The organism is Cupriavidus taiwanensis LMG 19424 (assembly GCF_000069785.1).
Taxonomy (GTDB): domain Bacteria; phylum Pseudomonadota; class Gammaproteobacteria; order Burkholderiales; family Burkholderiaceae; genus Cupriavidus; species Cupriavidus taiwanensis.
This window is the reverse complement of sequence record NC_010530.1, coordinates 614548-639178: the sequence shown is the minus strand read 5'-3', so window position 1 is coordinate 639178 and position 24631 is coordinate 614548. Positions and strand designations below refer to the sequence as shown.

22 protein-coding genes are annotated in these 24631 nt (G+C 68.9%); 4 read left to right on the top strand and 18 right to left on the bottom strand.

Going from position 1 to position 24631, the window contains the following annotated elements; translation table 11 throughout:
* The first annotated feature begins 530 nt into the window (after positions 1-530).
* Positions 531-1667 (top strand): FAD-dependent monooxygenase, encoded by a 1137-nt coding sequence (locus RALTA_RS18570; protein ID WP_012355432.1) that lies wholly within the window; start codon positions 531-533, stop codon positions 1665-1667.
* A gap of 70 nt (positions 1668-1737) precedes the next feature.
* Positions 1738-2583, top strand: coding sequence for an IclR family transcriptional regulator (locus RALTA_RS18565; protein WP_041232473.1), 846 nt, complete (start codon positions 1738-1740; stop codon positions 2581-2583).
* Here RALTA_RS18565 and RALTA_RS18560 read toward each other — a convergent pair.
* The 7 genes from RALTA_RS18560 to RALTA_RS18530 all read right to left on the bottom strand — a co-directional run bounded on the left by RALTA_RS18560 (position 2570) and on the right by RALTA_RS18530 (position 10018).
* Positions 2570-3571, bottom strand: a complete 1002-nt coding sequence (locus RALTA_RS18560; protein ID WP_041232701.1) for a Bug family tripartite tricarboxylate transporter substrate binding protein — start codon at positions 3569-3571, stop codon at positions 2570-2572. The genes RALTA_RS18565 and RALTA_RS18560 overlap by 14 nt on opposite strands.
* Before the next feature lie 46 nt (positions 3572-3617).
* The gene (locus RALTA_RS18555; protein ID WP_025586523.1) at positions 3618-4481 is read right to left on the bottom strand and encodes an IclR family transcriptional regulator; all 864 of its coding nucleotides are present in this window, start codon (positions 4479-4481) and stop codon (positions 3618-3620) included.
* Positions 4482-4583: 102 nt separating this feature from the next.
* Positions 4584-5333 (bottom strand): CoxG family protein, encoded by a 750-nt coding sequence (locus RALTA_RS18550; RefSeq protein WP_012355428.1) that lies wholly within the window; start codon positions 5331-5333, stop codon positions 4584-4586.
* Positions 5323-5799, bottom strand: a complete 477-nt coding sequence (locus tag RALTA_RS18545; protein WP_012355427.1) for a (2Fe-2S)-binding protein — start codon at positions 5797-5799, stop codon at positions 5323-5325. Before RALTA_RS18545 ends, RALTA_RS18550 begins: the two co-directional genes overlap by 11 nt.
* Positions 5800-5810: 11 nt before the next feature.
* Positions 5811-6677, bottom strand: coding sequence for an FAD binding domain-containing protein (locus RALTA_RS18540; protein ID WP_012355426.1), 867 nt, complete (start codon positions 6675-6677; stop codon positions 5811-5813).
* Positions 6670-8961, bottom strand: a complete 2292-nt coding sequence (locus tag RALTA_RS18535) for a xanthine dehydrogenase family protein molybdopterin-binding subunit (RefSeq protein WP_041232472.1) — start codon at positions 8959-8961, stop codon at positions 6670-6672. The genes RALTA_RS18540 and RALTA_RS18535 overlap by 8 nt, the downstream gene beginning before the upstream one ends.
* A 61-nt stretch (positions 8962-9022) precedes the next feature.
* Entirely contained in the window at positions 9023-10018 is a 996-nt protein-coding gene (locus tag RALTA_RS18530; RefSeq protein ID WP_041232471.1) for a Bug family tripartite tricarboxylate transporter substrate binding protein, read from the bottom strand.
* 321 nt (positions 10019-10339) lie between these two features.
* Between RALTA_RS18530 and RALTA_RS18525 the strand changes: the two genes are divergently transcribed.
* Together RALTA_RS18525 and RALTA_RS18520 are read left to right on the top strand one after the other, a co-directional pair.
* A complete protein-coding gene (locus RALTA_RS18525) occupies positions 10340-10867 on the top strand; it encodes a MarR family winged helix-turn-helix transcriptional regulator (protein WP_012355423.1) in 528 nt (175 codons plus the stop codon).
* A gap of 216 nt (positions 10868-11083) precedes the next feature.
* A complete protein-coding gene (locus tag RALTA_RS18520) occupies positions 11084-12325 on the top strand; it encodes an ABC transporter substrate-binding protein (protein WP_012355422.1) in 1242 nt (413 codons plus the stop codon).
* 73 nt (positions 12326-12398) lie between these two features.
* Here the strand turns inward: RALTA_RS18520 and RALTA_RS18515 are convergent, their stop codons facing one another.
* The 11 genes from RALTA_RS18515 to RALTA_RS18465 all read right to left on the bottom strand — a co-directional run bounded on the left by RALTA_RS18515 (position 12399) and on the right by RALTA_RS18465 (position 24613).
* Positions 12399-13820 carry an MFS transporter gene (locus tag RALTA_RS18515; protein ID WP_012355421.1) on the bottom strand — a complete coding sequence of 474 codons (1422 nt, stop codon included), beginning with the start codon at positions 13818-13820 and terminating at the stop codon, positions 12399-12401.
* 276 nt (positions 13821-14096) lie between these two features.
* Positions 14097-15053 carry a PDR/VanB family oxidoreductase gene (locus RALTA_RS18510; RefSeq protein WP_012355420.1) on the bottom strand — a complete coding sequence of 319 codons (957 nt, stop codon included), beginning with the start codon at positions 15051-15053 and terminating at the stop codon, positions 14097-14099.
* Between the two features lie 114 nt (positions 15054-15167).
* Positions 15168-16142 (bottom strand): VOC family protein, encoded by a 975-nt coding sequence (locus RALTA_RS18505; protein WP_012355419.1) that lies wholly within the window; start codon positions 16140-16142, stop codon positions 15168-15170.
* A gap of 23 nt (positions 16143-16165) precedes the next feature.
* Positions 16166-17644, bottom strand: a complete 1479-nt coding sequence (locus RALTA_RS18500; protein WP_012355418.1) for an aldehyde dehydrogenase — start codon at positions 17642-17644, stop codon at positions 16166-16168.
* A 228-nt stretch (positions 17645-17872) separates the two neighbouring features.
* Positions 17873-18673, bottom strand: coding sequence for an aspartate dehydrogenase (locus RALTA_RS18495; RefSeq protein WP_012355417.1), 801 nt, complete (start codon positions 18671-18673; stop codon positions 17873-17875).
* Between the two features lie 12 nt (positions 18674-18685).
* A complete protein-coding gene (locus tag RALTA_RS18490; protein WP_012355416.1) occupies positions 18686-20401 on the bottom strand; it encodes a thiamine pyrophosphate-binding protein in 1716 nt (571 codons plus the stop codon).
* Positions 20394-21197, bottom strand: coding sequence for an SDR family oxidoreductase (locus tag RALTA_RS18485; RefSeq protein WP_041232470.1), 804 nt, complete (start codon positions 21195-21197; stop codon positions 20394-20396). The genes RALTA_RS18490 and RALTA_RS18485 overlap by 8 nt, the downstream gene beginning before the upstream one ends.
* 5 nt (positions 21198-21202) lie before the next feature.
* Complete coding sequence (locus RALTA_RS18480; RefSeq protein ID WP_012355414.1) at positions 21203-22054, bottom strand: IclR family transcriptional regulator; 852 nt, start codon at positions 22052-22054, stop codon at positions 21203-21205.
* Between the two features lie 31 nt (positions 22055-22085).
* Positions 22086-22622, bottom strand: a complete 537-nt coding sequence (locus RALTA_RS18475) for a cupin domain-containing protein (RefSeq protein WP_012355413.1) — start codon at positions 22620-22622, stop codon at positions 22086-22088.
* Between the two features lie 163 nt (positions 22623-22785).
* Positions 22786-23559: an SDR family oxidoreductase gene (locus RALTA_RS18470; protein ID WP_012355412.1), complete on the bottom strand. Its 774-nt coding sequence runs from the start codon at positions 23557-23559 to the stop codon at positions 22786-22788.
* Entirely contained in the window at positions 23552-24613 is a 1062-nt protein-coding gene (locus tag RALTA_RS18465) for an aromatic ring-hydroxylating dioxygenase subunit alpha (RefSeq protein ID WP_012355411.1), read from the bottom strand. Before RALTA_RS18465 ends, RALTA_RS18470 begins: the two co-directional genes overlap by 8 nt.
* Positions 24614-24631: the final 18 nt, after the last annotated feature.

The following is a 24631-nucleotide window of genomic DNA, read 5'->3' as shown; positions in this document are numbered from 1 at the left end:
CCGCCCCTCTCCCGCAAGCGGGAGAGGGGAGAAAACCAGCGGGAAGCGAAAATCCTTTGGGCTCGCGCGCGACAACGTGTGCGAGCGCAGCGACGCACTCTGTGCCAGTGCCCAAGACCTGAGATAGGGCGCGCGCGCAGCGCAGCCGAAGGCGTCCCACCAATAACGTGATAAGCAGGCTGCCACCGACCTAAAGTCGGGTTCGTCCATCCGACCCCGAACGCCAGGCACCTCCCGGTAGCGTCAGCAGGGTCGAACCGCCACCAGCACGACCGCGAGTCACCACCGCGAGAACCACCAACGCCGCCTTGGCCAGCCGCCCAGGCGACGCGCTCTTTGCCTCCTTTCTGTCGCTCGGACAGAAAGGAGGTCGCCGGCTACGCCGGCGAAACAGCCGCACCCGCCAAGCGGGAACGAATCCCCACCCCCCTAGGGTTCCCCCTTAATTGACGCCCACCCCCTCTCACCCATATATTTTTATGAACATCTAGTTCATTTTTGAACAACAAACAAACAGTCAGTCAGAAAACATGCCCCTCAAAATCGGAATCAACGGCGCCGGCATCGGCGGCCTGGCAGCAGCCATCGCGCTGCGCAAGCTCGGCATGGAAGCCGTGGTCTACGAACAGGCCCCCCGCTTTGCCCGCGTCGGCGCCGACATCAACCTGACCCCCAACGCCGTACGCGCCCTCGACGGGCTGGGCGTCGGCGAGGCCCTGCGTGAAACCGCAGCCCGTCCCAGCCACCGCATCAGCCGCATGTGGGACACCGGCGCCGAAACCTCGCGCCTGCCGATGCGGGAAGAGGCCGAACAGCGCTACGGCGCGCCGCAGCTGACCATGCACCGCGCCGACCTGATGACGGCGCTGGAAGCCGCCGTGCCGGCCGCCAGCGTGCGGCTCGACCACAAGGCCGTGGCGGTCGAAGCCCGCGCCGATGGCGCGACGCTGCGCTTTGCCAACGGCGCGCAGGAAGATGTCGACGTGCTGGTGGGTGCCGACGGCATCCATTCCACCGTGCGCACCGCGCTGTTCGGCCAGGAAAGCCCGATCTTTACCGGCGTGGTCGCGTATCGCGCCGTGGTGCCGGCCGGGCGCCTGGCCGGCGTGCCCAACCTGGGCGCCTTTACCAAATGGTGGGGCCCGGATGCGGCCACGCAGATCGTCACCTTTCCGCTCAACCGCGGCCGCGACATCTTTATCTTCGCCACGGTCGCGCAGGAAGCCTGGCGCCATGAGTCGTGGACCACGCCGGGCCGCGTGGAAGACCTGCGCAGCGCCTATGCCGGCTTCCACCCCGAGGCGCGCGCGCTGCTCGACGCCTGCGACGACGTGCTGATCTCCGCGCTGTACGTGCGCGATCCGCTGCCGGCGTGGTCGGCGGGACCCGTTACGCTGATGGGCGATGCCTGCCATCCGATGATGCCGTTCATGGCGCAGGGCGCGGGCATGGCGATCGAAGACGGCGTGGTGCTGGCCCGCTGCCTGGCCGATGCCGCAGGCGACGGCGCCGCCGGCGTGCCGGCCGCGCTGGCGCGCTACCAGGCCGCGCGCCACGCACGCACCAGCCGCATCCAGATCGGCTCCCGCAGCAATGCCTGGCTCAAGGAAGGCGGCAATGCCGACTGGGTGTACGATTACGACGCCTGGAACGTCGCCCTCGGCTGAAGCCGCGGCCCGCGTTCCATGCCAGCACGGCCGCATGCGCGGCCGTTTTCCATGGACAGTCCACGCCAACATGCCCAAGTCCCGCCTGCCGACCGAACCTGACTTCGATGACAGCGCCACCCCGGAGGACGCCCGCGAGGCGCAACTGGTGTCGCCGGTCATCCGTGGCCTGCGCCTGCTGCGCTTTATCGCCGAAGGCGGCGCCACCGCCAACCTGAGCGAGGTCGGCCGCCGCATCGACGTGAACCGGGTCACCGTGATGCGCCTGCTCGATACGCTCGAGCATGAAGGCATGGTCGAGCGGCTGCCCCAGGGCGGCCACCAGGTCGGCTTCAATTTCCTGAAGCTGGCCTCGCGCGTGCTGGCCTCCAACGACCTGACCAGCTTTGCCGGCCGCGTGCTGGCGCGGCTCAGTGCGTCGCTGCAGCTGTCGGCCTACCTGGCGGTGCGTGATGGCGGCGATGCGCTCTACCTGCTGCGGCAGATGCCGGCCGCCGCGCTGGTCAGCAATATCCAGGTGGGCAGCCGCGTTGCCGCGCACCTGACCACGCCCGGCCGGATGCTGATTGCAGAACTGCCGCCCGAGACGCTGCGCGAGTTGCTGGGGCCCGATCCGCTGCCGGCGGTCACGGGGCAGAGCCCGGCCACCCATGCACGGCTGGCCGAGATCCTGGCCGCCGACCGCGAGCGCGGCTGCGCCTGGAGTTTCTCGGCTTACGAGCCGGGCATCGACGCCTGCGCGGCACCCGTGCGGGGCGCAGACGGGACCGTGATCGCCGCGATCAGCGTGGCCGGGCCGCAGCAGCGTTTCGAGGCCGACGGCGCGCTGCGCGAACGCGTGGCGAAGGAAGTCCGGCAGGCCGCGCGCGACCTGTCCGGCCTGATGGGTTACCGCGGCGACGCTACTCCGCGGTGATGCCGTACTGGCGGATCACCTTCGCCCACGTCGCGGTTTCCTCGCGGATGCGCTGAGCCAGCGCCTGCGGCGTGCTGCCCACCGGCTCCATGCCCTGGCGCTGCAGTTCGGCGCGCACCGCCGGCGTGGCCAGCAGCGTCCGCACCTCGGCGCCGAGCGCATCAGCCGCTGGCTGCGGCGTGGCTTTCGGCGCCAGCAGCGCGTACCAGGAACTGACGTCGATGCCAGGCACGCCCTGCTCCGCCAGCGACGGCACATTGGGCGCGGCCGGCGACCGTGTCGGCTGCGTCACCGCCAGCGCGCGCAGCGCGCCGGACTGGATGAACGGCGCCAGCGTCGGCCAGGTGCCGAACAGCATCGGCACCTGCCCGCCCACCACGTCGTTGAGCGCCTGCGTGGTGCCCTTGTACGGCACGTGCAAAAGCGCGATGCCGGCCTGGTGACGGAACAGTTCGCCAGCCAGGTGCAGGCCGCTGCCGACACCCGGGCTGGCGTAGCCGAGCGGCTTGCCCGACTTGTCGGCCTGCCGGGCCAGCCGGATCAGGTCCTGGACCGAATGCGCCGGCACCGACGGGTGCACCGCCAGCACGTTGGGCGAGCCCGCCAGCAGCGACACCGGCCGGAAATCGCGCTCGACGTTGTAAGCCAGCGCCGGCATCAGCGTCGGGTAGATGGTCAGGTTGCCGGCGGGAGCCACCAGCAAGGTGCAGCCGTCGCCCGGCGCGCGCCGCACCGCATCGATGCCGATATTGCCGTTGGCACCCGGCTTGTTGTCGACCACGAAGGGGGTGCCGCGCTGCTGCTGCAGCCCGTGCGCCAGCGTGCGCGCGAGCTGGTCCGCCGGGCCGCCCGCCGGGAACGGCACCACGATGCGCACACTGGCGCAAGCGGCCCGTGCTGCCTGCCAGGGCAGGCATGCCGCCAGCGCCACGGCCACCGCCGCGCCTGGCAGCCATGGGCGCCGCCGCGGCGCCCGCACTTTTTGCATGCTTTGCTGCATCTTCCTTTCCCCTGTGGCGGGCGGCACCTTGCCGTCAGGCGAATGGCCTGGGCACCTCCGGCCGGTAATCGAGCAAGCGCGACAGCTCCGCCGCGGCGCGCCGCACCTGTTCCACCATGTTGTCGAGCTGGTCGGGGTCGATGCGCGCGGCCGGGATGGTGGCGCCCAGCGCCGCGGTCACCTTGCCGCTGCGGTCGCGCACCGGCGCCGCGATGGTGGAGATGCTGGCCTCGAAGAATCCTTCATGCAGCACATAGCCGCGCTGGCGGTCGCGCTGGACCATCTCGTACAGCTCTTCTACCGTGCGCGGCGTGCTTTCGGAATAGACCTCGAGCCGATCTTCCGGGTAGAGCGTGCGCAGTTCGGCCAGCGACAGGTCCTCCAGCAGCACGCGCCCCAGCACCGTGGCATGCGCGGGCAGCCGGGTGCCGACATTGACGGTGCTGGCGAACGGCCGCGACGCCACCGACTTCGCCACATAAACGATGGAGCGCCCGTCGCGCACGACCAGGTTGCACGGGTAATGGATCTCGTCGCGCAGCCGGTCGAGCAGCGGGCGGCCGAGCTCGGTCAGCTCCAGCGAGGCCAGGTAGTCGAAGCCCAGGCGCAGCACCGCCATGCCGAGCCGGAACTCGCGTCCGCCGTCGGTGCGCTCGACGAAGCCCATCATTTCCAGCGTCGCCAGCAGCCGGAACACCGTCGAGCGCGGCACCTTGAGGCGGCGCGCCAGCTCGGCGGCCGACAGGGTGCGCTCGCGGCTGCTGAACTCGCCCAGCAGGCGCAGGCCCCGCTCCAGCCCCGGCACGATGTACTTGTCCTGCGCGTTATCCTGGGCGCTGTCGGGCACCCCCTCCTGGCCGCCTTCCTGCGTATCGTCCTGCGGCGTATCGGTCGTCATGGTCTGTCTCTGCAATATTCGGTCTTGGCGCAACGTTCTCATATATCACGCCCGCACCCGATAGGGTACCCGTATTGCGGACAGCCCCCGCCGACGCGGCCGCTATGCCCCAGGGCGCAGGTAGTCGCGCAGCCACGCCGCGCACTGCTCGCCGTGCGCCGCGGGCCAGCGCACCACGATGGTCTCGTCGGGGCGGCGCAGCTCGATGCAGATCTCGGCAAGCGGCCCGCGCGCAGCGTCGCCGCGCCCGAACAGGCGCGCCAGCAGCCCGGCCGGAGCGGCTTGCGCCGCCTCCGGGCGCGCCGGCAGCACTGCGTGGCCGTTGGCGGCCGTACGCGGCGCCACGGCGGCCGGCCGCGCCAACGCGGGCGCTTGCTGCGCCGGCTCGGCGGCAGGCTGCGCGTCCGGCGGCGACAGCCGCGCCAGCAGGCTGGCCCCGAACTCGTCCCACATGCGGTCGGCCTTGGTCTTCATCACGCTCAGGCCGAAGGTACCCAGCCGGCCCAGCACATCCACCTGCACCCGGATGCGCAGCTGCGTGCCGCCATCGTCCAGCGGCGTCAGGAACAGCTCGCTCGATTGCCGCAGCGAGCTGGCCACCGAAGCGTCCTCGCCGGTGCCCTCGGTGCGCAGGTAATGGGGCGCGCGGGTCTCGACGATCTTGGTATGCAGCCGGAAGCGCGCGTTGATGAACGCAATCTTTACCGCCATGTGCGCGATGTACTCGACCTCGCTGAGCACTTCGATCGACTCCATGCCGGGCACGCACGCCCCCATCACGTTGGGGTCGAGCAGCAGCTCCCACACGCGTGCCGGCGGCGCCGCGGTAACCAGGGTCTTTTCAATTTCCACGCATTGCCTCCGCGGCGGACAGGACCGATTCGACGATGCCGACATAGCCGGTGCAACGGCACAGGTTGCCGTTCAGGCCATGGCGGACGTCTTCTTCGGTCGGGTTGGGGTTGTTGGCGAGCAGCGCGCACGAAGCCATCAGGAAGCCCGGGGTGCAATAGCCGCACTGCAGCCCGCCGCGGTCCATGAAGCATTGCTGCAGCGGATGCAGCTGGCCGTCGGCGGCCAGGCCTTCCACGGTCATCACGTGGCGGCCGCGCGCCTGCACCGCAAGCATCAGGCAGGACTTGACCACCTCGCCGTCGACCAGCACCGAGCAGGCACCGCAGATGCCGGTCTCGCAGCCGCGCTTGGTGCCGGTCAGGTTCAGGTCGTCGCGCAGCAGGTCGGCAAGCAGGCGCCGCGCCGGCGCCTGCACCTGGTGTTCTTCACCGTTGACGGTGAGTTCGATGGTGACTGGGTTCATGGGTAGGCTCCTTACTCCGATGCCACGCCGAACAATGCGGCAATGGTGCGGCGCGCGACCACGCGCACCATCTCGCGGCGGTAAGCTTCGGACCCGCGCGTGTCCGATACCGCGTTGATGTCCTCGGCGACGATCGACGCGGCCTGCTCGGCCAGTTGTGCCGTCACCGCCTGGCCCGCCAGCAGCGCCTCGGCGCGCCGCAGCCGGCATGGCACCGGCGTAGACGCGCCTACCGCCAGCCGGGCCTCGACGCAGAACGCACCCTCGCGCCGCACCGACAGCGCCACGCTGGCCAGCGGACGATGCTCGGCGGCCGTGCGCAGGAAGCGCGCATAGCGGCCGTCGGCGCCGGCACCCGGCGCAGGCACGCGGATCTGCGTGACGATTTCGTCCGGCGCCAGCGCCGTGACGTAGTAGTCCACCAGGAAGTCCTCGATGTCGATCACGCGCTCGCCGCCGCGGCCGCTGACCACCACCTGCGCGCCCAGCGCCATCAGGCAGCCAGGGGGATCGGTGGCGGGATCGGCATAGCAGAGATTGCCGCCAAGGGTGCCCTGGTTGCGCACCTGCGGATTGGCCACGCGCGCGGCCATGCTGGCCAGCATCGGATAGTGCGCCTGCACCAGCGGCGAGCGCGCGACCTCGGCATGCAGCGCCAGCGCGCCGATGCGCAGGCCTTCACGCGCGTCGAAGGCGATGCCGCGCAGGCCATCGAGCCGGCCCAGCGAAACCAGGTGGCTGGGCGCCAGCATGCGCTGGCGCATGCCCAGCATCAGTGCGGTGCCGCCGGCAAAGATGCGGCAGTTCTCGCCCAGGTCCGCCAGCATGGCGCTGGCCTCGGCCACGGTGCCCGGCTCCAGGAAGACAAAGTCACGCATGGGCGGCCTCCGTTTCGCGCAGCGCACGCAGCCCCGCCAGCACCTTCTCGGGCGTGATCGGCAGCGACTGGATGCGCACGCCGACCGCATCGAACACGGCATTGGCGATTGCCGCCGCGCCCGGCAGGATCGCGGTCTCGCTCGCGCCCTTGGCGCCATAGGGACCATTGGGGTCGTTCGATTCGACCACGTCGGTGCGCAGCATCGGCACCGCATCGGCGGTGGGCATGGTGTAGTCGGCGAAGTTGCCGTTCATCAGGCGGCCGTCCTCGTATTGCAGGTGCTCGTACAGGGCCCAGCCGATCGCCTGCACGGTGGCACCATGGGTCTGGCCGTGCACCGCGAGCGGGTTGATGGCCTTGCCGCAGTCGTCGGCGACAAAGCTGTCGATCACGGTGACCTGGCCGGTGCAGGTGTCGACCTCGACTTCCACCGCTTGCGCCGCGAACGAATGCGCGGGGGCGACGTTGCCGTAGTAGTCGGCATCGTGCATTACCGTGGGGGCGTCGTAGGTGGCGCGCACGTGGATGCCCTCGCCGCCGTGGCGGAAGATGTGCAGGCGCGCGATCTCGGCCAGCGTGGCGGACTTGTCGGGCTGCCCCGGCACGGCGATGCGGCCATCGGCGATCACCAGTTGCTGCGCCTGCACGCCGAGCTTTTCCGCCGCCAGCGCCAGCAGCTTTTGCCGCGCCTCGCGCGCCGCGCGCAGCACCGCGTTGCCAGAGATGATGGTCACGCGAGACGCGAGCGAACCGAGGCAGAACGGCGCGGTATCGGTATCCGGCGCCATCACGGTGACGTGCGACAGCGGAATGCCCAGCTCCTGCGCGCAGATCTGGCTGAGCATGGTGTTGGCGCCCTGCCCCATGTCGCACTCGCTGGTCTGCAGCATCACGCGCCCGTCCTCGTTCATCTTGAGCAGGATGGTCGAGCCGTCCCAGTTGCCCAGCGTGCGGTTGCCGCTGACATGCATCGCCGCGGCGATGCCGACACCGCGCCGGCGCGTGCCGGTGCCGCGCGGTGCGGCGCGCTTCTCGTCCCAGCCAATGGCGCGGCGGGTCATGTCCAGGCATTCAGCCATGCCGGTGCTGCTGATCTTCCAGCCATGCACGCTGGTCTCGCCGGCGCCGATGGCATTGCGCTTGTGCACTTCGATCGGGTCGATGCCAAGCATGCCGGCCAGCACCGTCAGGTGGCAGTTCAGCGGAAACTGCATCTGCTGCCCGCCAAAGCCGCGGAAGGCGCCGCGCGGCGGGTTGTTGGTATAGGCCAGCACGGCGTGCGAGCGCACGTTCTGCACGCGGTGCATGTTGTCGCTGCGCATGGCGGTAACGTGCATCACATCCCCCGCCAGACCGGAATAGGCGCCGCATTCTGCCGTGATGCGCACGTCCTTGGCCAGGATCACGCCTTCGGCGGAAAGGCCCATGCGCAGCCAGACCTGCATCGGCACGCTGGCGCGCGCGCCCTGGAAGTCTTCCAGCCGGTTGTTGACCAGCCGCACCGGGCGCTCCAGCCGGCTGGCCAGGAAGGCGCAGATCAGGCTGTTGTTCTCTTCGACGATCTTGGCGCCGAAGCCGCCGCCGGTGGTGGCCTGCACCACGCGGATGGTCGAGACCGGCCGGTCCAGCGCCTCGGCCAGCCGCGCGCGCGCCAGGAACACCGACTGCGTCGACGCCCACACCGTGAGCCGTCCGTTGCCGTCCTGCGCCGCGACCGAGGCCATCGGCTCGAGGTAGCCGGGATATTGAGAGTGCATGTCGTAGGTCGCCTCGTACACCGCGGCGCACGCCGCGAAGGCAGCCTCGACATCGCCGCGCTCGATGCGCATTTCGTGGCCGATATTGCCCGTGCCGGCGTGGATCTCCGGCGCGCCCGCGGCCAGCGCCGCGGCCGGGGTCAGCAGCGCGGGCAGCAGCTCGTACTCGACCCGGACCAGGTCCAGCGCATCGCGCGCGATCTCCTCGCTGACCGCCACCACTGCCGCCACTTCCTCGCCGACGTGTCGCACCACGCCGCAGGCCAGGATGCGCTGCTCCTTGCGGTGCGGGCCCCAGTGGCGGGCGGGCACGTCGTACCCCGTTGCCACCAGCTTCACGCCGGGCAGCGCCCTGGCCGCCGCGGTGTCGATGCGCACGATGCGCGCGTGCGGGTGCGGGCTGCGCAGCACCTTGGCGTGGAGCATGCCGGGCAGCTTGATGTCGCCGGCATACTGCGCGCGTCCCATGACCTTTTCGCGCGCGGTCACCTGCGGCGTGGAAGTTCCCACGATGGCCCTGCTCATGCCGGCCTCCTGTCTGTCGTTATTCATGGCGTGGCACTGGACTGCGATGCGCTGGCGCCGCTTATTCCGCGGTGATCGCCAGCTCGCGGACCACCTTGCCCAGGCGCTCGTAGTCGGCCGCGTTGACCTTCTCCAGCGCGGCCGGCACGCCGCCGACGGGGATGGCGCCGAAGGTGGCCATCTTGTCGGCCACGTCGGGCAGGCGCAGCACCTCGTTGAGCTGCTGGTTCAGTGTCCTGACGATCTCGGGCGGCGTGCCTTTGGGCGCCATCACGCCGTGCCACGCGCCGACCACCACGTCCTTGTAGCCGAGTTCGGCCAGCGTCGGCACGTTGGGCAGCAGCGGCGAGCGGCGGGCATCCGTGATCGCCAGCGGGATCAGCCGGCCCGTGTTGATGTATTGCGCCACCGGGCCCAGCGTGACGTAGGCAAGCGGCACGTGCCCCGCCACCACATCGTTGACCGCGGGGGCCACGCCCTTGTAGGGGACATGCTGGATCTTCACGCCAGCGGCGCGGTTCAGCATCTCGCCGGCGATATGCATCGGCGACCCCGCGCCCGGGCTGCCATAGGTCAGCGCCTTGCCGCTCCTGGCCGCGGCCACCATCTCGCCCACGGTCTTTACGCCGGCCTGCGGGTTGGCCACCAGCAGCACCGCCTGCACCGCGGTCTGGATCACCGGCGTAAAGCCGTGCAGCGGGTCATAGCTGGCCGACGGCGCCAGCTTCAGCACCATCGGCGCCAGCGTGAACGGGTTCGGCGTGTACAGCAGCGTGTAGCCGTCGGCCGGCGCACGGCTGACGAACGCGGCACCCACCACGCCGCCGGCGCCGGGACGGTTTTCGACGATGACCGGCTGCTTCAGGCGTGCCGACAGCTTGTCGGCATAAAGCCGGGCCATGGCGTCGCTATCGCCGCCTGGCGGGTAGGCCACCACCATGGTCACGGTCTTGGCCGGATACGTGGCGGCAGCCCGTACGCTGCCCGTGCTCGTGCCCAGCACGGCCATGGCGGCAATAGCGACGGCAGCGGCGCGTCGGGGACGTTGTTGTCTCATCTACAGCTCCTGTGGGGGCGCATTCGCGACGCGGAAGTCAGCGGTTGTGCACATCGCGAAAACAGGGGTGGCTTGGGTACAACTCTGTTCGGTTGTTTTATCAATGAAACGCAAGTTCACAAAAGGAACGCATCTATCGTAGGTACTATCAGTTGACGACTCAACTTACGTTAACCACTAATTGACTGATCTTGTTTCTTGCTAATTTATTTGCGTTCATCCGGATCGCCACAGGGTGGCGGCAATGGCAAGCGCCTGTGAGACAATCTGCCCGCCAACCGGCCACGCATCCTGGCCGGCAGACCAGACCAAGAGGAACGCATGCCCCGTGATGCCGCGCCCGCCCATGGCACGCCCGCGCCCACCCCTGCCCCCGCCGCCAACGCCAGCCCGTGGACCGACCTCGACGAGGCCGGCAGCGGCCTGACCGTCGACAACTTCCTGACCACGATGCTGAGCCAGCTGGTGACCGCGCTGCGCAGCACGGTCACCAAGCCCTATGCGGAACAGTTCGGCCTGACCGTGCCGGAATGGCGCATCCTGGCGCTGCTGGCGCATGCGCGCTCACTGCCGTTTGCCGAGCTGGTGACGCAGTCGACCTCGGACAAAGCGCTGGTCAGCCGCACCCTGCGGCTGCTCGAGGATCGCGGTCTGGTGCAGCTGACCTCCGCCGGCAATACCCCGCGCAAGAAGCTGCTGTGCGCCATCACCGAGGCCGGCACCGCGCTGCACGACCAGGTAATGCCGCTGGCGCGGCGCGGCCAGGCCGAGGTGATCCGGCAGCTATCGCCGCAGGAGCGCGAGGCGGTGTACCAGGGACTGCGCAAGCTGTTGCGCGCGCAGGCATAAGCAGCAAGGGCCGCGGCGAGCGCGGCCTGTTTTCCTCCCGCAAGTCTTCTCCACGCCCGGGCATGACGGCACCGGCCGGATCGCCTATAACGTCTGCTACCGGTTTCCTTCAAGGAAGACCGGACCCGTGCGACGAACGGCGCGACCAGACCGGGGCGACGCCGTTCGGCACGGCCTGACCGGAATGAGAAATCACTACACAGGGAAGGAGACACCATGACGCTTCGCCATTCGATCCGGCGCCGGGCCGCCGGCGTGCTCGCGCTTGCCACGGCGCTGGCCTGCGGCACCGCGCAGGCCCAGCCCAGGGCCGCGATTTCCGATGACGTGGTCAAGCTCGGCATGCTGCTCGACATGAGCGGCCTGTACGCCGACGTCACCGGCCGCGGCAGCGCCACCGCGGCGCAGATGGCCATCGATGATTTCGGCGGCAAGGTGCTGGGCAAGAAGATCGAGCTGGTCGTGGTCGATCATCAGAACAAGGCCGATATCGCCGCCAACAAGGCGCGCGAGTGGTACGACACCGGCAATGTCGACGCGATCCTCGACGTGGCCGCTTCGGCGCCGGCGCTGGCGGTGCTGGAAGTGGCGAAGCAGAAGAACCGCATCGTGGTGTTTTCCGGACCGGGCACCGAGCGCATCACCAACGACCTGTGCACGCCGGTGTCGGTGCACTACGCCTACGACACCTACGCGCTTGCCAACACCACCGCGCGCGCGACGGTGCAGCGCGGCGGCAAGAGCTGGTTCTTCCTGACCGCCGACTACGCCTTCGGGCACACGCTGCAGGACTCCGCCACCGCGGTCATCAACGAAACCGGCGGCAAGGTGGTGGGGGCCGCGCGCCACCCGATCGGCGCCAGCGACTTTGCCTCGTACCTGCTGCAGGCGCAGGCCAGCAAGGCGCAGATCGTCGGACTCGCCAACGCGGGCGGCGACGCCATCAACGCGATCAAGGCGGCATCGGAATTCGGCCTCACGCGCAATCACGCCCAGCGCATGGCGGGGCTGCTGCTGTACGTCAACGACATTCACGCCCTCGGGCTGAACACCACCGCCGGCCTGCTGCTGACCGAAGGCTTCTACTGGGACATGAACGACGCCACCCGCGCGTGGTCTCGCCGCTATTTCGAGAAGCTGAAGAAGATGCCCAATATGAGCCAGGCCGCCGCGTATTCGTCGGTGATGCACTACCTGAAAGCGGTGCAGGCGGCGGGCACCGATGAGACCGCGGCGGTGATGAAGCAGATGAAGTCGATGCCGATCAACGACTTCTTCGCGAAAAACGGCCGCATCCGCGAGGACGGCCGCATGATCCACGACATGTATCTGTTCGAGGTAAAGACACCGGCCGAATCCAAATACCCGTGGGACTACTACAAGGTGGTGGCGACGGTGCCCGGCGAGCAGGCCTTCATGCCGGCAGCGAAGTCGAAATGTCCGCTGCTGCGGCCCTGACGGCGTCGATCGGGGTGCCACAAGCCGCACTGCCCATGCGCTCCTGACGGAAGCCGCATGGGCACGTGCCCGCTCAGACCTCCAGCTCCTCCAGCACCCGCCCCTTGGTCTCGATGCCCAGGCAATGCACGGTGACGGCCGCCAGCGCCGGCACCACCGACAGCGCAAAGAAGGCGAAGCTCAGGTCGCCGCTGCCGATGGTGCTGGCCATCAGCCCCGGCGCGAAGATCGCCGCCAGCTTCAGCCAGGCGCCGCCGAGGCCGCAGCCCATGGCCCGCACGCTGGTCGGATACAGCTCCGGCGTGTAGACGTAGGCGGTGATAAAGCCGCTGGCGAGGAAGCCCATCGCCAGCGCGCAGAAGGTCGCGACCACGTACACGCTGGCGGCGTGGAACACGCCCGCCAGCACCAGCGACAGCGCGCACAGCAGGAACGACACGTTGATCACCGGCTTGCGCCCGACCTTGTCGACGATCATGGCGCAGACCAGCGAGCCCACCACGCCCAGCACCGACGCCGCCGCGGCGAGGTTCAGCGCGAGCTGCAGCGGCGCGTGGTAGACGGTCTTGTAGACGGTCGGCAGCCAGGTCGACAGCCCATACTGGATAAAGCCGCAGGTGGCCCACAGCATCCATACCGCCAGCGTGCGGCCGAGATAGGCCTTGCTGACGAGGTCGCGCACGCGCCGGCGCGGGTGCTGGCCCATGCGTTCGTAGGCGCTGGCATCGGCCGGCGGCGGCAGCGGCGTGCGCGCCCGCGCCTCGAAGGCGCGCAGCGCGGCGTCCGCCTCTTCCAGCCGGCCTTTTTCCGCCAGCCAGCGCGGCGATTCCGGAATCAGCCTGCGCAGGATAAAGAACAGCACCAGCGGCACGCCACCGATGAAGTACATCACCTCCCAGCCGTAGTGCGGCACCAGCCAGGCGCCGATGCCGTTGGACACCATCAGCCCGATCGGGAACACCACCTCGTACAGCAGCACGAAGCGTCCGCGGCCATGTGCGCGCGTGACCTCGTTGATATAGGTCGCGGCCACTGGCAGTTCGCCGCCCAGCCCCAGGCCCTGCACGATGCGCAGCAGCGCGAAGATCTCGAACGATGGCGCAAAGCCGCAGGCCAGGCTCATCAGGCCGATGATGCCCGCGCTCCAGCCGATCGATCGAAGCCGGCCGAAGCGCTCGGCCAGTCCCGGGAACAGCAGCGCCCCGACCAGCTGGCCGACCGAGGGCGCCGCGATCAGGAAGCCGATCTGCCCCGGCGTGAGAGACCACTGTGCGATCAGCAGCGGCAACGTGGCGGCGATGGCAATCACGTCGAAGCCATCGAAGAAGGTGGCCAGGCCGATCAGCAGCCGGGCGCGGACATGCATGGCGTTGCCCGGCATGCGCTCGATGCGGGCAACGATATTGCCGCGCGTGACCGGGCCGCCGCGGGCAGCGGCCGTTGCACCCTGGCCGGCGCTGTCGGCCGTGGTCACGATACCTGCGGTGGCGGCCACCGGTGCGCCGGGGGACGCTGCGTCTTGTCTCTGGGTTAGCACGGGTATTTTTTGGGTAGGGTCTTTCGAATGGCTGCCCTCTCCCGCTTGCGGGAGAGGGGTTGGGGGAGAGGGCAGGCGCTTGCAGGCGGCAGATGCCTGGCTTGCCCGGCGACCTTTGTGAGGAAATCGGGACCTGACAGCGGCGCTGGCTTCGGCCGGCTCTGCCCCTCTCCCCCGCCCCTCCCCCGCACGCGGGAGAGGGGAGCAAACACGCGCGGATCGAACGTTTGTGGATTACAAATCCAGCACCAGTCTGCTGCCCTTGCACCCGGACACGCACACCATCATGGTCTTGTTGCTGGCGCGCTCGCTGTTGCTCAGCACGCTGTCGCGATGGTCCGGGCAGCCTTCCAGCACGGCGGTCTCGCACGAGCCGCACACACCTTCGCGGCAGCTGTATTCGACCTCGACGCCGGAATCGAGCAGCGCATCGAGCAGCGACTTGCCCGACGGCACCTTGACCAGCGACCCGGTGCGCGACAGCTGCACCACGTACTCGCCTTCCTGCACCGCCTCGGTCGACGGGTCGGCGGCGAAGCGCTCGATATGGACATTGGGGTAGGCATGCGCCGCGCATGCGGCCTCGAACGCGTTCAGCATCGGGCCGGGGCCGCAGCAGTAGAAGTGCGTCTGCGCGTCCTGTCCGCAGAGCATGGCGTTCAGATCCGGCGGCGCGCCGGCTTCGTCGTCGAAGTGGAAGCGCACCGCGTCGCCATAGGCCGACAGCGTGTCGACGAACGCCGCCTCCACGCGCGAACGCGCGCAGTAGATCAGCGTGAACGACCTGCCCAGTTCCGCCAGCCGGCGCGCCATGCAGACGATCGGCGTGACGCCGATGCCGCCGGCCACCAGCACGGTGTGCGCTGCGCTCTCGTCCAGTTCGAAGTTGTTGCGCGGCGCGCCCACCGTCAGCGTGGCGCCCACGCGCAGCTGCTCATGCACGTAGCGCGAGCCGCCGCGGCTGCCGCGGTCCAGCAGCACGCCCACGGTGTAGCGGTTGCGCGTTTCCGGCGCGCCGCACAGCGAGTAGCTGCGCACCAGGCCGTTGCCCAGGTGCAGGTCGATATGGGCGCCCGGGCTGTACTCGGGCAGGGGCTTCCCTTCGGGATCTTGCAGTTCGATGCTGACCACGCCGCGCGCTTCAAAACGCATGGCCTGGACGCGCAGGGTCAGGGACTGGTGGGCACTCATTGCTGCTTCCTTCGTTCGTCGTTCCCGCGCAGGCGGGAACCCAGTGACTTTGCTTTTCGCCAGCGCTTCAAAGACGCTGGGCTCCCGCCTTCACGGGAGCGACGGTGGTTATGCTTACCGCTTCTCGGTCAGGAACTTGCCTGCCGGGCCGCCCGCGTTCTTCTGGCGGCGGGTGTTGCCGTCGATGCCGCCCTCGATCGCCCATTCGGCGAACATGGTCGGGCCCGGCTCGAAGGCGCGCGGCTCCCAGTGCTCGTCGAGCTGGTCTTCGTCGGCGTAGTACTCGATCAGGCCGCCGGCCGGGTTCTTGAAGTACCAGAAGTAGGCCGACGAGATCGGGTGCCGGCCCGGGCCGAGCTGCGTGTCCCAGCCCTTGCGTGACACATGCATGCCGCCGCCGAACACTTCATGGATGTCGCGCACGGTGAAGGCGACATGGTTCAGGCCGCTCTTCGGTTCCGGCAGCTGCAGCAGGAACAGATCGTGGTGGCCGCCGTCCGCGGTGCAGCGCAGGAACGCGCCACGGTCCGGATAGCGGTCCGACGGCACGAAGCCGAACTTCTCGACATAGAACTGCTCAGTCGCTTTGACGTCTTTCACGAAGAACACCACATGGCCCACTTCGATCGGCGTGGCGTGGTCGTAAATCGGGCTGCGCTGGTTCAGGCGCGGCTTGTCGTTCCACGTGTTCATCAGCGCGCAGTCGACCTGCACGTCATGCTTGCGCGTGACCTGGAAGCGCACCGCCAGGCCGTTCGGGTCGGTGCAGCCGATGCGCAGCGTGGCGCCTTCGCCCTGCTTCACAAAGCCAGGCGCATCGGCGAGCGCTTCGGCGAGGTGGTCGAGCGATGCCTGCGATTCGACGCCCCATACCACTTCGCGCAGCGTCGGTCCGGCCTCGATCGCCGGCGGCAGCGACGGATCGTCGATGCGGCGCACCAGCACGCGGCAGCCGTTCAGCGTTTCGAAATCCAGCCCTTGCGCGTCGTCGCGCTTGATGGCCAGGCCCCAGTCGGTGAAGAAACCGCGGCAGGCGTCGAAGTCATCCGCGCCGTACACGATCTCGTCGATTCCCAATACCTTCATCATTGTGTCTCTCCAGCCTGCCGGGTTCAGTGGTTGGCCCACGGCAGCGGTTGTTCGTTCAGGCCCCAGTACACGCTCTTCTGCTCCATGTACTGCAGGATGCCCAGCCGTCCCTTCTCGCGCCCAAGGCCGCTGTCGCGCCAGCCGCCGAACGGCGTCGAAATCGAGAACTGCTTGTAGGTGTTGATCCACACGTTGCCCGCCTGCACGGCACGGGCCACGCGCCACGCGCGCTTGTAGTCGCGCGTCCAGATGCCGGCGGCCAGCGCGTAGACGCTGTCGTTGGCCTGTTCGACCAGGTCGTCCTCGTCGTCGAACGGGATCGCCACCAGCACCGGGCCGAAGATTTCTTCCTGGCAGATGCGGGCGTGGTTATCCAGGCCTTCGATGATGGTGGGCGTGTAGAAGTAGCCGTTGGGCAGGCCGGCCACGTCGGGACGCACGCCGCCGGTGCGCAGCTGGCCGCCTTCGTCCACGCCCGCGGCGACATACGACTCGATCGAATCGCGGTGGCGGTCGGTGATCAGCGGTCCCATCTGCGTGCGCTCGTCGGCCGGGTCGCCCACGCGCAGCTGCGCCGCGCCGTGCGCCAGCCGGTCGATAAAGGCCTCGTACTGCGAACGCGCCACGAACAGGCGCGAGCCGGCGATGCACGATTCGCCCGACGAGCTGAAGATGCCGTACAGCACGCCATTGACGGCATGGTCCAGGTCGGCGTCGTCGAACACCATGGTCGGCGACTTGCCGCCCAGCTCCAGCGACACCGGCATCATCTTGTCGGCGGCGATATGCGCGATGTGCTTGCCCGTAGTAGTGCCGCCGGTGAACGACACGCGCCGCACCAGCGGGTGCTTGGTGATGGCGTCACCGATCACCGAGCCTTTGCCGGGCAACACGCTGATGAGTCCCCTGGGCACGCCGGCTTCCTCGCAGATGCGCGCCAGCTCCAGCGCCATCAGCGGCGTCACTTCGGCGGGCTTGACCACCACGGCGTTGCCGGCCGCGAGCGCAGGGGCCATCTTCTGCGCCTCGCTGGCGATCGGCGAGTTCCACGGCGTGATCGCCGCGACCACGCCCATCGGCTCGTAGACGCTCATGGTCAGGCAGTCGCCGCGCTGCGGCGTGATGGTTTCTTCCAGCGTTTCGCAGGCGGCGGCAAAGAACTGGAAGGTGCCGGCGGCGCTGGCGACCAGCGCGCGTGTTTCGCTGATGGGCTTGCCGTTGTCCAGGCGCTGGCGCTGTGCCAGCGGCTCGGCCTGTGCGCGGATCAGTTCGGCCACGCGATACAGCACGGCGGCGCGCTCGTGCGGCTTGCGCTGGGCCCAGCCGCTGGTCAGGAAGGCGTGGTGAGCGCCCTGCACTGCCTCTTCCACGTCAGCCAGGCTGGCGGCATTCAGTTCTGCGACGACCTCGCCGGTCGCCGGGTAGCGCGTGCCGTAGCGGTCGCCCGTGCCGAGGCGCCATTCGCCGGCGATGCAGATCGGAAGTACTTCTTTGGTGGTCATGTCGTTGCCTGCTAAGTCTGTCGTTGCCGCTGCCGGCCTTCCTGCGTAATCTCGTTGCGATGCCCTCACCCAAGCTGCGGCGGGACTCCCCTCTCCCGCTTGCGGGAGAGGGGTGGGGGAGAGGGCCGGCGCTTTTCACGGAGTGACGCGCGTCGTGCTTGGCACACTCCTGCCCTCTCCCCCGGCCCCTCTCCCGCGCGCGGGAGAGGGGAGCAAACCGTCGGTCCTTTAAATCGATACCGCGTGCGCCCGATTCCCCAGCGCCCGCACCACGCTGAACACCGTCAGCGCCGAAGTCTTCGGATTCGCCGCCAGCGGCTTTCCGCGCATCGTCAGTTCAAACCCCCCGAACGCCCCGCGCGCTTCCACGTGATGCACGTTCTCCACCGCATGCGGATCGGCCAGCAGCTTCACCGCGGTGCGGTCCAGCCCCAGGCCGGCCAGCGACACCGTCGCGGCGACGTTGGCGTTTTTCGGGTACAGCCGCGCGGCATCGCGCGCGGTGCCTTCGAAGATCACCGTGGCCTCGGTCAGCGCCTCCAGGTCGAACAGCTGCTCGGCCGGCGTGCCGGTCCATGCGCGCGCGGGCTTGCGGCCGGTGTAGATGACCTCGTCCAGGCCGCCGACGCGCGCCGCGGCCAGCGCGTCGATGGCGCCGATCGCGCCGGACAGCAGCTGCACCTGCGTGCCGCCGCGGCGTGCCGCGGCTTCCAGCCGCTCGGCCATGCCAGGCTCGGACAGCGCGCCCACCGACACCACCATGCACGGGATGCCGCGCTCCAGCGCCGGCACGATGTGCTCTTCCAGCGCATGGTGGCCGGCGCACTCGACCAGCAGGTCGGGCCGCTGGTCGTCCAGGTGCGTGGCGACACGGGCGCGGGGCGCCAGCGCGGAGACCGCGCCGCGGGCCTCGTCCATCGTGTGCTCCGGCACGATCACCACGTCGAACACCACGTCCGGGTCGCTCTTGAGCAATTCCAGCACGCCGCGGCCGATCGCGCCGCAGCCAACCATGGACACATGCAGCATCGCGGGTCTCCCTCAGGCGGTGACGGTGGATTGTTCGCGGGCCGGCTCTTCGTTGTCCTTGTTCACCGGGGGGCCGGCGAAGATGGTCTTGAAGGAACCGATCGACAGCATGTCGATTTCCAGCAGGAACGGGCCGGCTTCGGCCTTGGCCGCCTCGAGCGCGGCACCGGCCTCGGCCAGGTTGCTGACGCGCGCGTGGCGCAGCGACAGCGACTTCGCCAGCGTGGCGTAGTCAGGCGTATGCAGGTCCACATAGTGGCGGCGGCCGCCGTACTGCGCGTCCTGGATGTTCTTGATCACGCCGTAGCCCTTGTCGTTCATCAGCACGATGACCATGTCGGCGCGTTCCTGCACCGCGGTCGCCAGCTCGCCCAGGTTCAGGATGAAGCCGCCGTCGCCGGCCAGCGTGTAGGTCTTCTTGCCCGAGCCGGTGGCCGCGGCGCCGATCGCCGCGCCGATGCCCATCGCCAGGCCCTGGCCGATGCCGCCGCCCAGCGCATGCACGCCAGCGCGGGAGTCGAAGATGCGCAGTTGGCGGTTGCCCCAGGTGCTGTTCGACACGGTCACGTCGCGCACCCAGTTGAAGTTGCGGCCGACCGCGCCCTGCAGCGCCTGCACCAGCGCCGAGTACGGGCCCAGGCCGTCGACCAGGCTGTTGACCGCGGTGTCGTGCGCGCGGCGCAGGTCGGCGGCGAAGGCCGGGTCGATCTGCATGCGCTGTTCGAGTCGATCCGCCAGCGCATCCAGCGCCAGCGCGGCGTCGCCGCTGACAAAGTAATCGCTCATGTAGCAGCGGCCTTCGGCGGCGGGATCGGCGTCGATGCGCAGCAGCGGGCGCGGCAGCTTCAGTTCGTACTTCAGGGTTTCATTGCCGCGCAGGCGCGAGCCCACCACCAGCATCGCGTCGCAGGTCTGGTAGAAGGCCTCGACCGGCTTGTGCAGGTTGAAGGCGCCCAGCGAGCGCGGATCGTCCTCGGGCACGATGCCGCGGCCCTGGGTGCTGGTGACCACGCCGAAGCCCAGGTCCAGCAGGCGCTGCACCTGCTTGCTGGCATGGCGCGCGCCGCCGCCCAGCCAAAGCAGCGGGCGCCTGGCCTTCACCAGGCGCTCGGCCAGCGCGTCCAGCGCGTGCGCCGACGGCACGTGCTGCGGCACCGGCAGCGGCTGCAGGTCGGCCGGCATGTCGATCAGCGCGGCCTGGATGTCGATGGGGATCTCCACGCTGACCGGGCCGGTCGGCGCCGTCAGCGCGGTCTGCACCGCCAGCTTGATGGTGCTGATCGCGGTGTCGGCGCTGCGGATGCGGAACGCGGCCTTGGACACGGCCTTCAGCATGGTCAGCTGGTCCGGCGCTTCGTGGATATAGGCCAGGCTCTGGTCCAGGTACGGCGTCTCGATCTGGCCGGTGATATGCAGCATCGGCGTGCCGGCGGTCAGCGCTTCGACCATGGCGCCGGCGGCATTGCCGGCGGCGGTGCCGGTGCTGGTCAGGCACACGCCCAGGCCGCCGGTGGTACGGGCGTAGGCGTCGGCCATGTTGGTGCCGCCCGCTTCGCCGCGCGCCGGCACGAAGCGGATCTTGCCGCGCTCGCCCATGGCGTCGAGGATCGGCATGTTGTGGATCGAGATCACGCCGAACGCGGCCTTGACCCCGCACTGCTCGAGGAACGCGGTGATGGCGCAGCCGACGGTAACCTGCTGTTGTTCGTACTGGTGTTGATTAGGCATGACGGGAGTGTCCTCCGGAGATATCGATATGGCTGCCCGTGGTGTACGAAGACAACGGCGAGGCAAGGAACAGGATGGCGCGGGCTGCCTCGACGGGCAGGCCCAGGCGGCCAAGGGGAATATGTTTCTGCCGGGCCAGGCGCGCGGTCCACGCGGCCCAGTCCAGGTGGCGGTCTTCTTCGGGGCGCGCGTCGAAGCGGCGGCGCCACTGGCCCGATTCGACCAGCCCGATCAGGATGCCGTTGACGCGGACACCCTTGGGGGCGAACTCGGTGGCCATCGAGCGCACCAGGTTCAGCACGCCGGCGCGAGCCGCGGACGTTGCCACCATGTGCGGTTCGGGCTGCTGCGCCAGCAGCGAGTTGACGCAGACGATCGCGCCCTGGCCCGACTGCTCCAGTTGCGGCAGGAAGGCGCGGGTCGGGTGGATCACCGAGAAGAACTTGAGCTGCAGTTCGTCCATCCAGGCCGCGTCTTCGGTATTGGCAAAGGTGGACACGCGGCCCTGGCCGGCGTTGTTGACCAGCATGTCGACGTTGCCCAGCTTCTGCTGCACGTCGGCGGCAAAGGCGGCAACCTGTTCCGGCCTGAGCACGTCGCAGGTGGCGGCATAAAGCCGGCAGCCGGGGAATTTCTCGCGCAGCTGCGCTTCGGCGCCGCGCAGGCGGGCTTCGTCGCGGCCGCACATGGCGACGGCGGCGCCCGCCTCGAGCAGCAGCTCGACGGTCGCCAGCCCGATGCCGGAGGACCCGCCGGTAACGACGGCAACCTTGCCGCCGAGTTCAATCATGGACATTGTCCTCACTCCCGATACAGGTTCACGACCTTGCCGGCGCTGTGCAGCGACGGCCGGTAGTCGAGCAGGCGCGACAGCTCGCCCGCGGTGTTCCGCACTTTCTCCACCATCGCGTCCAGCTGTTCCGGATCGATATGCGCGGCGGGGATGGTGGCGCCCAGCGCCGCCACCACCTTGCCGGTGCGGTCGCGCACCGGCGCGGCGATGGTCGAGATGCTCGATTCGAAGAAGCCTTCCTGCAGCACGTAGCCGCGCTCGCGGTCGCGCTGCACGATGGCGAAGAGCGCATCGGCCGTGCGCGGCGTGCTGTCGGAGAACACTTCCAGCTGCGCCTCCGGATACAGGGCACGCAGTTCCGCCAGCGACAAGTCCTCCAGCAGCACGCGCCCAAGCACCGTGGCATGCGCCGGCAGCCGCGTGCCGACGTTGACCGAGCTGGCAAAGGGCCGCGGCGACACCGCCTTGGCCACGTAGACGATCGAACGGCCGTCGCGCACCACCAGGTTGGTCGGGTAGCCGATCTCGTCGCGCAGCCGCTCCAGCAGCGGGCGGCCCAGCTCGGTCAGCTCCAGCGACGCCAGGTACTCGAACCCGAGCCGCAGCACCGCCATGCCCAGCCGGAAATCCCGCCCGCCATCGGCGCGTTCGACGAAGCCCAGCATTTCCAGCGTGGCCAGCAGGCGGAACACGGTGGAGCGCGGCACCTTCAGGCGGCGCGCCAGTTCCGCGGCCGACATGCTGCGGTCCTTGCTGCTGAACTCGCCGAGCAGGCGCAGGCCGCGCTCCAGCCCCGGGACGATGTACTTGTCCGGGGTCTCGCTGGCGGCGGGCGTCGTCGGGATGGCGTTGGTGCTCATGGTCGGGGCGTGCGGTCGGACCGATGGCGGATCAGCGCTTGACCTTCGTCAGCGGATGCTCTGGCGGGTAGGTCGGCGTGATCGGCTTCTTGGCGCCGAGCATCACGCACATCAGCGCATCTTCCTCGCCGATATTGATTTCCTCGCGGTACACGCCCGGCGGCACCGAGACCAGGTCACGGTCGGTCAGGATGGTTTCGAAACGCTCGCCGTCCTTCTCCAGGATCAGCTTGATCTTGCCGCGCAGGATGAAGAACACCTCTTCCACGTCGGTGTGGAGATGCGACGGGCCTTCATGGCCGGCCGGGATGATCATCGTGGAAAACGTGAAATGCTCGCTCGGCACGGTGTTGGTGTCCGCCGCCACGCCGGTGCCGCCGGTACCCAGGTAGCGCATCTGCGCGCGGCGGTACTTGGGGTCGTAGTCGGCCTGGAACTTGAGCGCGTCCCAGTCGTACTTGCGCGTGGAGAAGCGCGCCACGCGGCTTTCCATCCACTGGTCGAACGAGGCGCCCTCCGGCTGGTCCCAGGAACGCTTGATGTTTTGCTGTTGGGAAAGATCGCTCATTTGGATTCCTTCGATTGAATGTCTTCGGAATTCACGACGCCACCCGCATACCGTCGTCCCCGCGGAGGCGGGGACCCAGTGTCTTTAAAGACGCTGGATTCCCGCCTGCGCGGAAATGACGGTGGTGTGCGAGTGTGGTCATGAAAAAGGGGGATGCTCTGGATCAATGCATGACAAAGCCGCCGTTGACCGCCAGCGTCTGGCCGGTCACGAATCGGGCAAGGTCGGACAAGGCAAACAGCACCGCGCCGCAGACATCGTCGGGCAGCTGCTCGCGCGAGATAGCGCGCTGCTCGCGGTACAGGTCGTGCCGGTGCTGCGGCACGTATTCGGTGGCTTCGACCAGCGTCAGGCCCGGCGCCACGGCATTCACCGTGATCTGGTCGCGGCCCAGCTCGCGTGCCAGCGAACGGGTCATGCCGATGATGGCGCTCTTGCTGGCCACGTAGGCGAGCAGGTTGGGCGCGCCCCACAGCGGCGTGTCCGAGGCCAGGTTGACCACCGCACCGCGGCCGCTGGCGCGCAGCGCCGGCAGGCAGGCCGTGGTCATCAACCACGTGCCGCGCACATTGACGTTCATCACGCGGTCCCAGGTGGCGATGTCGATGGCGCTGGCGGCGCGGCCGCCCGAGTCGGTCACGGCAGCGTTGTTGACCAGGCCGTCGAGGCCGCCCAGGGCCTTCACCGCGGCGTCGGCACAAGCCTGCACCGAGGCGGGGTCCGACAGGTCCAGCGTGACCGGCACCACCTTCAGGCCGCGGGCGCGCAGCGCATCGGCTTCCTGCTGCAGGCGCTCGGCCAGGATGTCGGCCATGGCCACGCTGGCGCCGGCTTCGGCCAGCGAGGTGGCGAAGGCCAGGCCCAGGCCGCGCGCGGCGCCGGTAACCAGCACCTTGCGGCCGGCCAGCAGCGTTTGGTTCTTGATGGCCTCAGGCATGGCTGGCAGCTCCGGCGGGCTTCAGCATCGCCACCGGCTCGTCGGCGACTTCCTGCTCGGCGCGGCGCTTGAGCAGACGGCGCACGCGCGTGATGCCGGCGTCGTGCTGGTACAGCATCTCGTGGTCCCGCGCGTTGGGGGCCATCATTTCCAGCACCACGCGGTCCTGCTCCAGCACGTCCCAGTGCAGCTGCTCCAGGCGGTTGCGATACAGGAAGCGCCACACGTCGCGCTCCCAGCCCTGCACGTGGCGGGTGCGCCAGAAGAACACCATGCAGTGGTCTTCATCCACCGGCGTTGCCATGCCGACGATGCCGAACGGGCCGCCGGGGCCGACTTTGGCGCGGTACGGGATCGCCAGGCGCAGCCACAGCGTGCCGGTCTCGCCGAATTCCACCCAGTCGAAGTTGACGCCGCGCTGGCCGGTCTTCTCGAACACCAGGCCGTGCTCGGTCTCGCGGATCTGCATCACCGCGGACTTCTCGCCGGAGGCCATCGAGTGCGACACCGCGTGCAGGTAGGCGCCGTGCATCGGGTCCATGACGTTGTCGATGGCGTAGCGGTAGTTGCAATCCCAGTGCGCCACGCACAGGAAGTGGCTGTGTTCCTCGCTGACCAGTTCCTCGGGCAGGCGCAGCTCGTCGGGGCTGCCCTCGCCCTGCGGAGCCTGGTCGCCGAACCACAGGAAGATCGCGCCGGCCTGTTCCTGCACCGGGTAGCTGCGCACGCAGGTGCGGCCTTCCAGCGGGCAGCTTTCCACCGCCGGCACGCTCTTGACCTGGCCGTCGCCGCCGACCTCGACGCCGTGGTACCAGCAGGCAACGCGGTCGCCCAGGTTCCAGCCCATCGACAGCCGCGCGCCGCGGTGCGGGCAGCGGTCTTCCAGCGCATGCACCTGGCCGGCGCCGTCGCGCCACAGCACGATGTTCTGGCTCAGGCGGGTGATGCCGATGGGAGCATGGGTCACGGCCCACGAGGCGGCGACCGGGTACCAGTAGTTGCGCAGGCCGGTATTCAGGCGGGCTTCGGCGCGGGCTTGCTTGTTCGATTCCATGGGGTTCTCGCTAAGACG